The following is a 15,218-nucleotide window of genomic DNA, read 5'->3' as shown; positions in this document are numbered from 1 at the left end:
GGCTGTGCGGCTCGACAATACAATTATCCCTTGACCCCGCCCAGTGTCAGGCCGCCGATAATATATCGCTGTAACAATAGGTAAACGATCGCTACCGGCAACGACAACAAAATCGAAAAGGCGGCGAACCGCGACCAAGGGATCTGCCCGGCGTACTGGCCGGTCATATTGTAGAGCGACATCGCCAGCGTAAAATCTTTGGGATCGGTCAGGAACTGCCACGATAAGAAGAACTCAGTCCAGCCGCCGGTAAAGCCAAGAAATCCGGTGACGGCCAGCGCCGGCGTTGCCAGCGGCAACACGATCTGGAAGAAGACCTGATTCGGCGAGGCGCCATCAATAATCGCCGCCTCTTCCAGCTCTTTGGGAATCGTATCGAGGTAGCCCTTCAGGTTCCAGATCGCAAACGGCAGCGCCCCCGACACCATTGCAATCCCGACGCCAAGCAGCGAATTGCGCAACACAAAGATCTCGCTGCGGGCCGGGGCGAGGCCGCCGTAGATCAAACCTAGACTAATGACCAATCCCACTGCGCCGAAGAAATAGTTGCCCGGCCCAGCCGAGCCAAGCCGGATCGCCGGCACCACTGCGAACAGCGTGAGACCAAGCAGCATCAGGCCAGCGAGAATGAGCACAATACTCATAATCGCACTACTGATCCGAATGCTGTTGAGCAACGCAAAGAGCGGCGCAATCGTCGCCACGCTCGGCAAGACGGTGATTGCCAATACTGCAATCATCATAAACTGCCGGCCGGGGAACTTGAAGCGCGAAAAGGCATACGCCGCGCTGACGCCGATGAGAAGGGCAAAGGCCGATACCCCGCCGGCGAGGCGCAGGCTATTAAACGCCAGCTCGGCGAACGTCACCGGATTAGCGGTCGGGCGGTCAAGCACTTGCAAATAAGCTTGTAGCGACGCGCCGGGTGGAATCAGGTTCAGCTCGGTTGGGCGCGAAATATTGCGCGGATCGAGCGACATGCTCACAATCCAAAGCACCGGAAAGAGCACGGTTGCAGCGATAAACAGGCAAATCGCTTGCAGCACCAATTGCTGCCACCACTTTAAGCGGCGGCCGGCGGCGGTGCTGCCTGAACGGCGCTGAGTAGTCACACTAGACATCGTAGCTCTCCGTGGCGCGCGAAATCTTGTTGGTAATTAAGAAAATCGGGATCAGCACCAGCGCAATAATGACCGAAAATGCGGCGGCAACGCCATAGAGCTGGTTGACATTGATCAACTTAAATGCCTGCGTCACCATAATCTCGGTGCGTCCCAGCGGCCCACCGCCACTCATAAAATAGATCACGTGGAAGAGATTGAAGGTGGTGACAATGCCAACCATTGCCGCCGGCACCATCGCCGGGCGCAGCAGCGGTAGCGTAATCCGCCAGAACTGTTGCATGCTGGTCGCGCCATCAATGCTGGCCGCCTCGTACATCTCTTTCGGAATCGATTGCAGCGCGCCGGTGGCGACGATGGTCATAAACGGCCAACCCAGCCAGATATTGGCAATCAGCATCGCATAATAGCTGAGCGGCAGGCCAATGCCGGGAATGGGGTCTTGGATCTGGTTGAACCAACGAATCTGTACCGGATCGAGGCCAAAAGGCGTAATGAAGAGATTGATCAATTGATTGATCGAACCGTACTGATCATCAAACATATTACGCCAGACTGTGGCGACCACGATATTCGGCAATACCATCGGTAAAATATAAATTGCCCGATAGATTTTGCGCCCCCACAGCCCTTCCACGTTTAGCAAGACAGCAATAATAATGCCCAGCGCGACGTGAAACCCGACATTCGAGAAGGTCCACCACAAATTGAAGGCGAGCAAGCGCCAAAAATCAAAGTTACCGCCAAGGCGGGCAACAAATTGCGGGTTATTGGTGATAATATCAAGATAGTTCTTAAAACCGACAAACTGAGCTGGCCGGTAATTGGGCGGGGTGGTGCCGCCGGGGCCGAACGGGTTCAGCGTTTGCTTCCCCTCTTCCTTAATCACTCCATAATCGGTGAAAGACATCCAAACTTGGAAAGCCAGCGGGTAAAAGGTGACGACCATCATAATCACCAGTGCTGGCAGCAGATAGATGATCGGGGTGCGCAATTGTTTCCACCCCTCACGCAGAGCTGAACGTGGCGCTCGCGTCGTTGGTGAGGCCAGCTCTGGATTTGTGGTTGCCATACGGCTTCCTCCCCTGCGGTTGGAATGTGCAGATGTTGCGTATGATAACACTGCCAGACCCTCCCCTTGAGGGTCTGGCAGGCGCTTGCGCGACTTACTTGCCGTTGGCGGTATTCATCAATGCGCAGGCTTCGGTGATAGCAGCCTTGGGATCAGCGCCACCGTCGAGCACTTTGGTCATTGCGTCGCCGAACGGGCCCCAGTAGTTGTCGAGTTCGGGGATCTGTGGCCGCGGTACGCCGGTGGCCGACGCCTGCGCGAAGGCCTGCACCAGCGGATCGCTGATCTGCACCTTGGTGCTCACCGGCACGTGGCCGGCTTCATCGACGTAGACCTTCATCGATTCGGGGCTGGTCAGGAACATTGCCAACGCAACCGCACCTGCTACATTCTGGCTGTTGATGCTGACATAGAAGCCATCGACGCCGGTAAGCGGGCCGGCCGGCTTGGCGGCTCCCGGCATCGGAGCCACGCCGAGGTTGTCACCCAGCACGGCGCGGTAGTCACCCAGCACCCACGGGCCGTTGATAATCATGTCGGCCTTGCCGTCCTTGAACAGCGAGTCAGCTTGGCCGCCGTCGGTCGAGAAGGTGACAGTCGGTACTTCCTTCAGCGCCTTGAGGTAAGCGAACCACTCAGGGCCGCCAGCCTGATCGGCGATGCACTTGCCGTTGCTATCCATCAACTGGCCGCCAAACGCCTGCAACCAGCCAAAATTGTGGTAGGCATTCTGGTTGAGCACCAGCGTTTTGCCCTCCTTGACCAGCGCCAGCAGCTCGTCGGTGGTCGCCGGCGGGGTGGTGATCTTGCTCTTATTGTAGTAGAGCGCTACTGCCTTAAACGACTCAGGGATGCCGTACAGCTTACCGTTGAGTGACATCCCGGCGACGCCGGTCGGGGTGATATCGGTCAACATGCTCTGATATTCACTCAGATCGGCTAGCACCCCGGCCCGGATCTGGCTGCCAAGGCTGTCATTCGGCGCAATGAACATATCGGGGCCGCCGCCCGATGAGACCTCGTTGTTGAACTTATTGAAAATCTGATCAAACGGGATCTGGAGCACGTTAATTGTGGCCTGCGGGTAAGCGGCGCGGGCGCGATCAATCAACATGTTGATCGCCTTCTCTTCGGCGCTGCCGGTACCGTAGGCATGCCAGAGCGTGACGGTGCCGGTAACGGCCATACCGCCGGCGGCAGGTTGGGCGGGAGCAGTCGTGGCTTGAGCGGGAGCAGTCGTGGGTTGGGTGGCGGGAGCGGGTTGGCCGCAAGCGGCGAGGAGGGTGGCGAACAGGGCCAGCAATGCGAACAGTGCAAACGACAGGCGCTTCACACGTTTCTCCTTTGGCGGGGGCAGCAATGCCCGATAATCGGCAACTATACCATAACAACAATGATTATGATGGGTACCAATCAATCGCTATCGCTCGATATTGCACCTCCTTCTCTCCCGTGTTGCACGATGGTTAATTCGCGCCGGAGCTTGAGCAGCAAGCGGGTGAGCAACTCGCGCTCAGGTCCATCAAGCACAGCCCACCGTCGCACGAGCGATTCGCTATGCGCAGCGCGCACCTTGGCTAAGTGGGCTCGGCCATGCGCCGTTAGCCCGATCCGTTGCACGCGCCGATCACTCGGATCAGCGATGCGCTCGACTAAACCAAGAGAGCTGAGGCGGTCAATCAGACGGGTTGTGCTGCTTTTGTCAATCAACAAATGGACGCTCAGATCTGACAGCCGCACGCCATGGTGTTCAGCTAGCAGCAGCAGCGCCGCATACTGGGTAGGGTTGAGCTGGAATTGGCGCAGCACACGGCGGTCGCCATCATCCAGCAAGACGTAAACTTCTTGGATCATACGGTGCTGCTCGGTGCCGGATGGCGTCATAGACTTTCGGATAACTTCGTTGTCAACAAAATAGTTGTATAAACAATTATTGTAGGTGGGATTATAGCAGATGCGACAAGTATTTGTCAAGAGGGGTCGTGTGCGACGTTGATCTCAAGAACAATGTATAATACGGTCAACTTCGGTGATAACGATTTGTGATGTATTAGTATGGTAACCATCACCGTTCGCGATGTGGTGCGACTAGCGTTGCCGGAGGGCACTGCGGTCGTTGCCGGCGCTACCGGCTTGGGGCGTCAGGTCAGTTGGATTGCCACCCTCCGCGCTACGTTGCCGGCCTTTGCCGAACTTCGCGGTGGTGAACTCGCCTTGCTATCGGTTGAAGCGGCGCGTGCGCTCGATTCGCGGTTAACGTTAGCGGTGTTGGTGCGCCGCTTAGCACAGGCGCCGGTGCCAATTGCCGGCGTCGTTGCGCTGGGCGTGATCACACCCGAAGATCAGCAAGCGGCGGAAGAGGCCCGGCTGCCGTTGCTGCATCTGCCCGAGGGGGTCGATCTGCGTGAGGTCGAGCGTGAGATCACCCGCCTGATTACCGATTACGAAGCGCAGTTCGAGCGGCGGGCTGCCCAGCTCTACGATTTGCTTACCCAGCGTTCATTACAAGGTGGCGGGATTGGCGGCTTGCTCGATATTCTGCACGAGCGCACCGGTCAGAGTGTGGCATGTTATGCGCCGAATGGCGTGATCCGGGCACAACGCGGGCGCGGGCAGGCGCGACTGGCTTTGCAGGCGCTGCGTCCCTCTGGTCGTGGCGAAATGAATTTGCTCAACCAGCAAATCTGGGTCGAGCCGATTGGCAATAGTAGCGCACCAACCGGCTATGTCGCAATTGCCGGGGCGACGCTTGATCCGTGGGATCGCACGGCAGTGCAGCGTGGCGCGCTGGCATTAGCGCTCGAATTGGCCAAAGAACAAGCGGTGCAGGCTGCCGAAGAGCGGTTGCGCGGCGATTTTATTGCCAGTATTCTGGCTGGGCCGCCTGCCGATGTAGCCGCCGCGATCCAGCGTGGTCAAGAGTTGGGCTATACCCTTACGGCGCCTCATACGGCAGTGCTGGTGCATATTGATGATGCCAGCGCCGCGACGTTAGGCCGGGCCGCGGCCAATATTCAGAATGAGCTGAAACGGCTGAATATCAATGCACCTATCTCGCGGCGCGAGAGCAATGTGCTCTGCATGGTGCCCTCGCCGACGGTCAGCCGGGCGCGTGAGGTGGCCGAGCAGTTGCGCGAACGTTTGTTGTTCGATCATCCGAATGTGGTGCTTGCCATTGGCTCGCCGGCAGCGCATCTTTCTGAGTGGCGGCGCACCCTCGAAGAGGCTGAACAGGCGTTGAGCCTTGGCCGCCAGATTTTTGGTAACGATCGCGTGCTCGCGTTCGGCGATCTGGGTGTCTACCGTTTGCTCATTCGCTTACGTGAGACGCCGGAGCTGTGGTCGTTCTACCGCGAGACGCTTGCTAGCCTCGCTGAGTATGATAAGCGCCAGCACGCCGATCTGATTAAGACGCTTGAAGCCTATTTTAACAACCTCGGTAATCTGCGCGCTACTTCCGAGGCGTTGCACGTTCACCGCAATACGTTGCTCTACCGTATCGAGCGGATTAAGGAGATTAGCGGGATGGATCTCGATAACGCCGAGGAGCATTTTGCGCTCTGGTTGGCCGTGCGCGCACACCGGATTCTCTCGACCTTGGAAGAGGGGTGAGCAAGCGGGCGAAGGGGTTTGCGAGTTGATCGTGAGCAATGTCAGTAAGCGCACACTGTACCTATTCCCCACTCCCTACTTTCACGGTGTGCGATCACGTCCTAGGATGACCACGATCTCTGCCTCGCTATACACTCCCGCCGGTTGGCCAACGACCATCTCAGCGCCCAGCAGTTGGGCGAGCCGGCGGGCAGTAAAGGGGGCGTTACCGGCTTGATACACCACCGTGCGCGGATAGTCTCCCGGTGGCGCGTCGGCAGGGGCGAGGACCGTAAAGCCGTTGGCGCTCAGTTCTTCGCTGGTGCGGCGCGCTAGCCCTGCAACACTCGCCCCATTGAGCACCTGCACCCGCGCTCGTTCGCTCGCCTCTCCCGGCGGCGTCAGCCAGCGATTGACTAGCGCCGCCACGTTGTCGGCATCCCAGATCAGGTTGGTGCCGTTTTCACGCACAGCTACAGTGCCCGGCTCGATCCGGTAGCGGCCGATCAGCGCCGGGTCGAGGTTGGCGGCCAAGCGTCCCATTGCCAGTAAGGTGTCGAAGTTGGCCAGTGGCAGGGTGGTTAGAACTGCTGGCGTATCGCCGGTTTGGGTAACGGCATCGAGGATACGCGGCAGTAAGAGCATCCGCTCAAACCAGTTACGCTGCCGAATTTCACTAACAATCGCTTGCACGATTTGCTGTTGCCGTTCAGTGCGACCAAAATCGCTGTCAGCGTGGCGTGTGCGGGCGTAGATCAAGGCGCGCGCGCCATCCATCCGTTGCGGGCCGGCTTCAAAGACGACTTGCATGACGCCGTAGTCAGGGGTGGGGTAGGCCTCGTCGACGATCCGGCGCGGCACCTCGATCGTAATCCCGCCAAGGGCATCGATTAATGCAGCAAAGCCGTCAAAATCGATCTGCACGACGTAATCGACCCGCATGCTACGTTGCTCAAAGTTGAGAAACTGGCTGACCGTGTCGGCGGCGAACGCCATCCCGCCCTGTTCCGCGCTTACGCCATCGCCGTAGAGTTCGGTTGCGTGATAATAGCCGTAAGCGTAGGCGGCGTTGATCTTGCTGGGGCCACGGTTAGGCAGATCAACTTGTGTATCGCGCGGGATCGAAAGCAGGTTGGCCCAGCCTCCTATGCCATCGAGCCTCACGAGTATTAATGTGTCGCTGCGTATCCCCTCTTCGGGACGATCACGCCGGATGTCAACCCCAACAACCAAAATATTTGCGCCAAGCAATGGTGACGTAATGGCTGGCCCGCGTGGGTCGGCAACCACGATCCGTTGTGCCAGCCGGTGGATCTGCCAGTAGCCAAACCCGAGCGCCAGTGCAACGATTGCCAACATTCCTAGCGCGATCCAACCAAGTGACCATCGCCGCTTGGGTGTGACACGGCGCGGTGAGGTGCTTGGCGGTGGCAGCAAGCCTTGGCGAGAGTGTTTGTGCTCTATCCGGTGCATCACCAGCGTCGCGTCAGGGTAAGGCGAGCGGCTAGCCGGCGGGCGAGGCGGTTGGTTGGGTTGGTTATTCGACATAAGTAAACTCCGCAATAGATGGGTTATGGGATCGCCGCGACGTTGCTGGGCTAAACGACTCGGATCTTGGTATCCGCGAGCGCTCTAACTCTGCGTAATGTTCATCATCATACCGTATTGCTCCTGTGCTGTCATCAGACCGGAGTATAATGCTTAGGCAAGGATTATCAATTGCACTCGCAATAGTTAGCTTAAGGAGCGAATGATGGAAGTAGGACTGGTCGGTTTGGGCCGGATGGGCGCGAATATGGCGATTCGTTTGCGCCGCGGCGGCCACCGGGTGATTGTCTATAACCGCACTGTTGCCAAAGCGCGTGAATTGGCGGCTGAGCATGATCTGATCGCTGCGGAAGAGTTGGCCGATCTGGTGGCGATGCTTACCCCGCCGCGCGTCGTTTGGTTGATGTTGCCGGCTGGCGCTGCCACCGACGAGCATCTGGCCGCGCTGACACCACTGCTTGCGTCGGGTGACATTGTGATCGATGGTGCCAACAATAATTATAAGGCGAGCATTGCCCACGCCGAGCAATTGGCGGCGCATGGGTTGCGGTTTCTCGATATTGGCGTCAGCGGCGGGATTTGGGGCTTACAGGTCGGCTACTGCATGATGGTCGGCGGCGACGAAGAGACGTTCCGCTACGTTGAACCGCTCTTGCAGACGCTGGCCCCGCCGGATGGCTATCTGCTCTGCGGGCCGCATGGGGCCGGTCATTTCGTCAAAATGATTCACAACGGCATCGAGTATGGCATGATGCAGGCCTATGCCGAAGGCTTTGAGATTTTGCGCCAGTCGCGCTACGATTTTGATCTGGCCAAGATTAGCCATCTCTGGAATCAGGGCAGTGTCGTGCGCTCGTGGTTGTTGGAATTGGCTGAGCGCGCGTTCAGTGATGATGCCAATCTGAGTAGCATCCGCGGTTATGTCGAAGATAGTGGTGAAGGACGGTGGACGGTGCAAGAGAGCATTGATCTCGCTGTGCCGGCGCCGATCATTACGCTCTCGTTGCAGATGCGCTTCCGCTCGCGCCAAGAAGACAGCTTTAGCGCCAAGGTGCTGGCCGCGCTGCGCCAACAGTTCGGCGGTCACGCGGTTAAGAAGGCGGAGTAAAGCCATATATATTGCAGAGGTCGCGGTAGACGCGGCGGGAAAGACAAGAGGATGGTGTTCGGCGCTGGGAGGTTGCCCTCCAGTAGTTCATCAAACATCTCTCGCCCTCTGCGATCTCTGAGGTCAAACATCAAGCACGGAGCGAGCACATGGCGACGCCTGTTTTGGATAATCCGCTGCGGGCCGGGTTGCGCATTGGCCGCACGCCCGAACCTTGCACGATGGTCATTTTCGGCGCCAGCGGCGATTTGACCAGCCGCAAATTGGTGCCGGCACTCTACAATCTGGCCCGCGAGCGCCGCTTGCCCGGCGGTTTTTCAGTCGTCGGTTTCGCCCGCCGCGATTGGAGCGACGATTATTTTCGCGATCTGCTGCGCGAGGCGGTCAATGCTAATTCGCGTTCAGGGCCGGTTGATCCCGAATTATGGGCTAGCTTCGCCCAAGGGATTCAATACCATCGCGGCAGCTTTGACGACGCTGATGCCTACACCAGTTTGGCTGCGCGACTGGCGGTGATTGACGCTGAACGCGGCACGTCTGGCAATCGCGTCTTCTATCTAGCGACGCCGCCCAAAGCCTATCCCACGATTGTTGCCCAGCTTGGCGCCCACGGCCTAGCTCACTCGAACGGATGGACGCGCATTATCATCGAGAAGCCGTTTGGTCATGATCTCGCTAGCGCGCAGGCCCTTAACACCGAGGTGTTGTCGGTCTTTCGCGAAGATCAAGTCTACCGCATCGATCACTATCTCGGTAAAGAGACGGTGCAGAATATTTTGATCTTTCGCTTCGCTAACGGCATCTTCGAGCCGATTTGGAACCGGAGCCACATCGATCACGTGCAGATTACCGTTGCCGAAACCATCGGGGTTGAGGATCGCGGAGGGTATTACGATACCTCCGGCGCGCTGCGCGACATGATCCAAAACCACTTGATGCAGTTGCTGTGTCTGGTAGCGATGGAACCGCCGTCGCTCTACGACGCCGATGCGGTGCGTGATGAGAAGGTCAAGGTGTTGCGCGCGGTGCGCCCGTTGTCGGTCAACGATACGGTGCGCGGCCAGTACGGGCCGGGCAGTGCCAATGGCTTGCCGGTGCGCGGCTACCGCGAAGAGAAGGGAGTATCGCCCACTTCGCAAACCGAGACCTACGTGGCGTTGAAGCTGTTTATTGACAATTGGCGCTGGGCCGGAGTGCCATTCTACCTACGCAGCGGCAAACGGTTACCGCGGCGGGTGAGCGAGATTGCAATTCAGTTCAAGGCGGCGCCGACGATGATCTTTGCCGATACGCCGCTCAACGACCTCGATCCGAACGTCTTGGCGATCAAGATCCAGCCTGATGAAGGGATTTCACTCAAATTCAGCTCGAAAACTCCCGGCCAGTCCCAGATCCGTCCAGTGACGATGGATTTTCGCTACGGCGCATCGTTTGGCGTCACTTCACCAGAAGCCTACGAGCGGCTGTTGCTCGATTGTATGCTGGGCGATGGTACCCTCTTTACCCGCCGTGACGAAGTTGAAACTAGTTGGGCGCTATTGACGCCGGTCTTGCAGGCTTGGGCTAAAGGCCCGCCGCAGCCGTTCCCCAATTATGAAGCCGGCAGTTGGGGGCCGGCGGCAGCCGATGAATATATCGCCCGCGATGGCCGGTCGTGGCGGCGACTATAAGACGGAGATGGTATGAGCGAAGGGGCAATCGATATCAATGCGATCGAGCGCGAATTGCGCCAGATGTGGCAAGAGCAAGCGACGCATCCTGACGCTGGCGGGCAAGCGGTGATTCGGGCGTTGACGCTCAATCTGATTGTGCGCGCGCCTGATGATGATTGGGCCGAACAAGCCTTAGCGGTGGCGCCGGCACTCACTGCGCAACATCCCAACCGTACCGTGATTGTGATTGACCGGCCCGGCCCGGCGACCGAGTTGCAAGCAAACGCACAGGCGCTTTGCACGCTGACTAATGCTGGCCGCACGCAGGTCTGTGGTGAGCAAGTGACAATTAGTGCCCGCGGCGCGCCCGCTGGACAACTGGCCAGCCTCGTGTTGCCGCTGCTGGTGCCCGATTTGCCTGTGGTACTGTGGGCGCCCGGCCCGCAGCCCTTCGCCCAGCCGTTGGTACAACGGCTCTACCGGCTCTGCGACCGGCTCATCGTCGATTCGACCACCTTTGCCGATCCGTTGCGAGAATTGGCCGAGTTGGCCGCTTTTGAACAGACAGCCAACGGAGCGCCGGCGGTGAGTGATTTGGGGTGGACACGCCTGACTCCGTGGCGTGAATTGACGGCCCAATTCTTTGATACTCGCCCCTTTTTGCCGCACTTGCACCGGATCGACGAGATCATAATCGAATACGCCGCCGGCAACCGTCCGAATCCGGTGGCAGCGCTGCTCTTTGTCGGCTGGTTGGCTAGTTGTTTGAAATGGACGCCGTTGGAAGATGCGGTGGGGATTGAGGGCGAAACCATCCAAATCTACCTGCGACGACCAGCGGTGGGCGTGGGGCCGACGGCTATCCGGCTGGTGAGCGTGGCAATTCGGCCCGTCGATCTCGCCGGCGTTGAGGGGCTGGCCCGGTTGGTACTGCGGGCGGTGGATAATCAGCAGGCGGAGTTTGTTGTGAAATTGACGAGTGATGCCGGGCATGCTTGCACGCGAGCCACCATCGCTGGCGCGCATCCGATCGAGCGCACGGCAACGATTGATCGGCCAGCGCTGGCCGACCTGCTCAGCAGCGAACTACGACTGCTCAGCCGCGACCGCACCTTTGCCGCAGCGCTGCATGTGGCTGGAGGGCTGGCGCGACGTTTGGTGTTGCCATAGCGGGAGATCCGCTATAATGCTTCACCAACCGTATGGATCAGACAAGGATCGCGCTGATGTTTCCGTTTCAAGAACTCTTCCTTAGCCCGCTCGGTGTTGGCATCATTATCTTGATGTTGTTGATTGAATGGCAGGCGATGGTGCAGATCAAATGGCAACCGCTCTTTCGCGCTTTGGGTGATGTGGTGGTTGCCAGTATTGTGTCATCAGTGGTGATTGTGCTGCTGGGCCAATTGCTGTTGGCGTTAGAAAACCCATTGTTTGTGATTGTCGGGGCATTTGTAGTGGCGGTGCTGGTGGAGGGTTTCGTGTTGATGCTGATCCGCAAACGCAAGGCTGCCCCTAGTTATATGGCGGCGCTGATTGCGAATGTGGTGTCGTTTATCTTTTTGTTGATCTTTTATTTGTCGTTTTTGGCGATGTAGCGGGGCGGCAAGGCCCTGCGGTGATCGGGCAGGGCCTTGTTCTCTTGTCATTGCGACAGTGCGGCAGCGCCCGAAGCAATCTCTCGCTTGGACGGGAAGAGTGACTGAGTGCATCTCTCCCGGGGGTGGCCAAGATTGCTTCGCCGTGCGGGGAATGTGCGGTATTGCCCCGCTGCGGCTCGCAATGACAAGCGGGGAGTGGTGATGCCCCCATTTTAGCCTTCCCCCTGCGGGGAAAGGGAGTTGGACATTCCCCTTCTCTCGTGGGGTTACAGGGTTGACAGCGCATTTGGTTCAGCTTCGGCCCGGCCCTGAAGGGCCGGACTATGTTGACAAAGCCTGCTGCGCAGGCTACTGGCCCTCACCCCCCCGGCCCCCTCTTCCACCTGACGGCGGGAGAGGGGGAGCCGCCTTGGTTGCGAGAGAGGCATCGTCGAGCGGAAAACAGAAACGCCCCTCTCCCGTGTTGCGGGAGAGGGGCTGGGGATCGGTTGTAAGCGTGATCTTACCGCTTCTTCCCCCGCGGTACCGCTTGGGGACTGCGCCCGCGTTGTGTGGCGGGGCCGTTTGGCGGCAGCTTGCCGCTATCAATTACCGCCTTAATCTTGGCCGCCTCTTCGGCGATAGCTGGGTTAGCCGGACGCACTGGCTTAGCTGGCGCAGGTGGTGTCACTGGCGTTGCATTTCCCAGATTGGCCAGCTCGTGCTCGCGACCCAAGTGGCAATGCTTGAACTTCTTGCCACTACCGCACGGGCAGGGATCGTTGCGCCCGATCTGCGGCGTTGAACGGCGTTGGGGTTTGTGTGACTGCTCGACTTCGCTGCTGCCGCCAGCGACCTGCGCCGTTGCCAAGCGGCGGGCCTGCTCTTCAGCGATCTGGCGCAGATAGGCTTCGTATTGGAACGACGCCGGGATGACGTTGTAAACAATGTCGCGGGCGATGTTCTCTTTTAGTTCGTCGAACATGCGGAACGACTCGCGCTTAAATTCGACCAAGGGGTCTTTCTGCGCGTAGGCCTGCAAGAGAATATTCTGCCGCAACTCGTCCATCGCGGTCAGATAATCGACCCACTGGCGGTCAATTGCACCTAACATCACCCGCCGTTCGACTGTGCGCATCACTTCCGGGGTAATTGCCTTCTCACGCTCGGCATAAGTCGTCTCAAGATGGTCGAGCAGGAATTGCTCAATCTGCTCTTTCTTCTGCCCCTTTAGCGTCTCGGCGGTGACGGTTGGCGGCAGGGTCGGGTTGATCCGGCGATACGCGCGCAGTACTTCAGTCAACTCAAGTTCATCGGGTTCATCGCTCAGATGATCGTCGATCTGGCGCTGGATCTCTTCGGCCATCAGATCGAGCACCCGCTCGCGCATATCGGCTTCGTCGAGGATGGCCTTGCGGTCAGCGTAGATAATCTGGCGCTGCTTGTTCATCACGTCGTCAAACTCGACGGTGTGCTTACGGGCATCGAAGTTGTAGCCCTCGACGCGAGTCTGCGCGCCTTCGATCGTGCGATCGAGCAAGCCGGCTTGCAGTGGCACATCTGAACCGACATAGCGCTCCATCAATCCTCTGATGCGATCCACAGGCCCAAACCGGCGCAGTAATTCATCTTCGAGCGAGAGGAAGAAGCGGGATGAGCCGGGATCGCCTTGGCGACCGGCGCGCCCGCGCAACTGATTATCGATCCGGCGCGCTTCGTGCCGCTCGGTGCCGATCACGTGTAGACCGCCGAGCTTGCGCACCTCCTCACCTTCGGCCTCGGTCAACGCCTTGGCCTTCTCCCACGCTGCTCGCTTCTGTTCAGGAGTGGCCGTTTCAAGCGTTAATCCCTCTTTGCGCAAAAACTCTTCGACTAAACCATCAGGATTCCCACCGAGCAGAATGTCGGTACCGCGACCAGCCATATTGGTGGCGACTGTCACTGCTCCCTTGCGCCCGGCCTGCGCTACAATTGCCGCCTCACGTTCGTGGTGTTTGGCGTTGAGCACATTGTGCGGGATGCCGGCCTGCTTGAGCATGGCGCTGATCCGCTCGGAGGTTTCGACCGACGTGGTACCGATCAGCACTGGTCGGCCAATCTCGTGCATTTCTTGCACTTCGCGCAGCACAGCGTTGAATTTCGCCTCTTCGGTGGCGTATATCTGGTCGGGCAGATCCTCGCGGATCATCGGTTTGTGCGTCGGAATGACCACCACATCGAGATTGTAAATCTTGGCAAACTCTTCCCGCTCGGTATAGGCCGTACCGGTCATCCCGGCCAGCTTCTTATACATGCGGAAGTAGTTTTGGAAGGTGATGGTAGCCAGCGTCACGTTCTCGTTCTTGATCGCCACCCCTTCCTTCGCCTCGATCGCCTGATGCAGGCCATCGCTCCAGCGCCGGCCCGGCATTGCGCGCCCGGTGAATTCATCGATAATCACCACTTCACCGTTTGGGGTCACCATATAATCACGGTCGCGCTGATAGATGAATTGCGCTTTGAGTGCATTCTCAACGTAGTGAGTCTTTTCATAATGTTCAGGATCGAACAGACTCTCACCGGCAGGGATGCGCAGCAAACGTTCGAGCTTCTCAATACCCTTTTCGCTCAAGTAGATGCTCTTGGTGCGCTCATCGACAAAAAAGTCGCCGTCCGGTTCTAGCCCTTCCTCTTTCACCTGCTTGGCCGTCACCGTCGAGCGGCGCAACTGGCGCACGAGTTGGGCCATCTGGCGGTAGAGATCCGACGATTTCTGCGCCGGGCCAGAGATGATCAACGGCGTGCGCGCTTCGTCGATCAAGATGTTGTCAACCTCGTCAATGATGGCGTAGTGTAGCTCGCGCTGCACAAGCTGCGACTTCTCATACGCCATGTTGTCGCGCAGATAGTCGAAGCCGAACTCGTTGTTGGTGCCGTAGGTGATGTCGGCCAAATAGGCTTCGCGACGGGTGCATGGTCGCCAATGGACAAGCCGCTGATCTTCGGGGTTGGCGTTCGGATCGATATAATCGGGATCGTACAACGCGCTCTGTTCGTGGGCGATAAAGCCGACCGAGAGACCGAGGAAGTGGTAAATCGGCCCCATCCAGCCTGCGCCGACCTTGGCCAGATAGTCGTTAACCGTCACCAGATGCGCGCCTTTGCCTTCGAGCGCGTTGAGGTAGAGCGGCAAAGTAGCCACCAACGTCTTACCTTCGCCGGTTTTCATCTCGGCGATCTTGCCTTGGTGCAGCACAATACCGCCGATCAACTGCACATCATAGTGGCGCAGCCCGATCGTGCGTGACGCTGCTTCGCGCACAGTAGCAAACGCTTCGGGCAAAATATCATCAAGCGTCTCGCCATCGGCGAGACGCTGGCGGAATTCATCAGTCTTCGCACGCAGCTCGGCGTCGCTCAACTTGGCGAATTCGGGGCCAAGTTGGTTAATCTCTTCCACTATTGGCTGCAGCCGGCGTATCTCTTTCTCGTTGCTGTCACCCAGCAACCGCCGGAGAAAATTCAACATATCAACTCCTTCATCATCCTGCCGGAATGCGGACGCTTTGC

At 58.4% G+C, this 15,218-nt stretch carries 11 protein-coding genes; 5 read left to right on the top strand and 6 right to left on the bottom strand.

Annotated features, from left to right (window positions below):
- Positions 1–23 precede the first annotated feature (23 nt).
- The 4 genes from Q1A00_RS08470 to Q1A00_RS08455 form a co-directional block, all read right to left on the bottom strand.
- Positions 24–1,121, bottom strand: a complete 1,098-nt coding sequence (locus Q1A00_RS08470; protein ID WP_298402117.1) for a sugar ABC transporter permease — start codon at positions 1,119–1,121, stop codon at positions 24–26.
- Positions 1,114–2,193: a carbohydrate ABC transporter permease gene (locus Q1A00_RS08465; RefSeq protein WP_298402118.1), complete on the bottom strand. Its 1,080-nt coding sequence runs from the start codon at positions 2,191–2,193 to the stop codon at positions 1,114–1,116. Before Q1A00_RS08465 ends, Q1A00_RS08470 begins: the two co-directional genes overlap by 8 nt.
- Positions 2,194–2,287: 94 nt before the next feature.
- Complete coding sequence (locus Q1A00_RS08460) at positions 2,288–3,526, bottom strand: extracellular solute-binding protein (protein ID WP_298402119.1); 1,239 nt, start codon at positions 3,524–3,526, stop codon at positions 2,288–2,290.
- An 80-nt stretch (positions 3,527–3,606) separates the two neighbouring features.
- On the bottom strand, positions 3,607–4,047 hold the full coding sequence (locus Q1A00_RS08455; protein WP_298490283.1) for a MarR family winged helix-turn-helix transcriptional regulator: 441 nt from the start codon (positions 4,045–4,047) through the stop codon (positions 3,607–3,609).
- A gap of 201 nt (positions 4,048–4,248) precedes the next feature.
- Here Q1A00_RS08455 and Q1A00_RS08450 point away from each other — a divergent pair, with 201 nt between their 5' ends.
- On the top strand, positions 4,249–5,805 hold the full coding sequence (locus Q1A00_RS08450) for a PucR family transcriptional regulator (RefSeq protein ID WP_299756236.1): 1,557 nt from the start codon (positions 4,249–4,251) through the stop codon (positions 5,803–5,805).
- An 81-nt stretch (positions 5,806–5,886) separates the two neighbouring features.
- Here the strand turns inward: Q1A00_RS08450 and Q1A00_RS08445 are convergent, their stop codons facing one another.
- Positions 5,887–7,332, bottom strand: a complete 1,446-nt coding sequence (locus Q1A00_RS08445; RefSeq protein WP_298402122.1) for an LCP family protein — start codon at positions 7,330–7,332, stop codon at positions 5,887–5,889.
- A 205-nt stretch (positions 7,333–7,537) separates the two neighbouring features.
- Here Q1A00_RS08445 and gnd point away from each other — a divergent pair, with 205 nt between their 5' ends.
- The 4 genes from gnd to Q1A00_RS08425 all read left to right on the top strand — a co-directional run bounded on the left by gnd (position 7,538) and on the right by Q1A00_RS08425 (position 11,687).
- Entirely contained in the window at positions 7,538–8,440 is a 903-nt protein-coding gene (gene gnd, locus Q1A00_RS08440) for a phosphogluconate dehydrogenase (NAD(+)-dependent, decarboxylating) (protein ID WP_298402123.1), read from the top strand.
- Positions 8,441–8,589: 149 nt separating this feature from the next.
- Complete coding sequence (gene zwf / locus Q1A00_RS08435) at positions 8,590–10,110, top strand: glucose-6-phosphate dehydrogenase (RefSeq protein ID WP_299756232.1); 1,521 nt, start codon at positions 8,590–8,592, stop codon at positions 10,108–10,110.
- 12 nt (positions 10,111–10,122) lie between these two features.
- A complete protein-coding gene (locus tag Q1A00_RS08430) occupies positions 10,123–11,262 on the top strand; it encodes a glucose-6-phosphate dehydrogenase assembly protein OpcA (RefSeq protein ID WP_299756230.1) in 1,140 nt (379 codons plus the stop codon).
- Positions 11,263–11,318: 56 nt separating this feature from the next.
- Complete coding sequence (locus tag Q1A00_RS08425; protein WP_298402126.1) at positions 11,319–11,687, top strand: hypothetical protein; 369 nt, start codon at positions 11,319–11,321, stop codon at positions 11,685–11,687.
- Between the two features lie 505 nt (positions 11,688–12,192).
- On the opposite strand, the gene secA is transcribed toward Q1A00_RS08425, so the two are convergent.
- The gene (secA, locus tag Q1A00_RS08420; protein ID WP_298402127.1) at positions 12,193–15,177 is read right to left on the bottom strand and encodes a preprotein translocase subunit SecA; all 2,985 of its coding nucleotides are present in this window, start codon (positions 15,175–15,177) and stop codon (positions 12,193–12,195) included.
- Positions 15,178–15,218: the final 41 nt, after the last annotated feature.

It is taken from the genome of uncultured Chloroflexus sp. (genome assembly GCF_938091255.1).
Lineage (GTDB): Bacteria > Chloroflexota > Chloroflexia > Chloroflexales > Chloroflexaceae > Chloroflexus.
Note: the sequence above shows the minus strand (reverse complement) of the source record. Positions and strands in the feature narration are given on the sequence as shown.

What these genes read in the sequence shown, in the direction of transcription:
- secA (WP_298402127.1), bottom strand. Translation starts at nt 15,177, where the DNA reads ATGTTGAATTTTCTCCGGCGGTTGCTGGGTGACAGCAACGAGAAAGAG.
- Q1A00_RS08445 (WP_298402122.1), bottom strand. Translation starts at nt 7,332, where the DNA reads ATGTCGAATAACCAACCCAACCAACCGCCTCGCCCGCCGGCTAGCCGC.
- Q1A00_RS08450 (WP_299756236.1), top strand. Translation starts at nt 4,249, where the DNA reads ATGGTAACCATCACCGTTCGCGATGTGGTGCGACTAGCGTTGCCGGAG.
- Q1A00_RS08465 (WP_298402118.1), bottom strand. Translation starts at nt 2,193, where the DNA reads ATGGCAACCACAAATCCAGAGCTGGCCTCACCAACGACGCGAGCGCCA.
- Q1A00_RS08430 (WP_299756230.1), top strand. Translation starts at nt 10,123, where the DNA reads ATGAGCGAAGGGGCAATCGATATCAATGCGATCGAGCGCGAATTGCGC.
- Q1A00_RS08470 (WP_298402117.1), bottom strand. Translation starts at nt 1,121, where the DNA reads ATGTCTAGTGTGACTACTCAGCGCCGTTCAGGCAGCACCGCCGCCGGC.
- zwf (WP_299756232.1), top strand. Translation starts at nt 8,590, where the DNA reads ATGGCGACGCCTGTTTTGGATAATCCGCTGCGGGCCGGGTTGCGCATT.
- Q1A00_RS08425 (WP_298402126.1), top strand. Translation starts at nt 11,319, where the DNA reads ATGTTTCCGTTTCAAGAACTCTTCCTTAGCCCGCTCGGTGTTGGCATC.
- gnd (WP_298402123.1), top strand. Translation starts at nt 7,538, where the DNA reads ATGGAAGTAGGACTGGTCGGTTTGGGCCGGATGGGCGCGAATATGGCG.
- Q1A00_RS08455 (WP_298490283.1), bottom strand. Translation starts at nt 4,047, where the DNA reads ATGATCCAAGAAGTTTACGTCTTGCTGGATGATGGCGACCGCCGTGTG.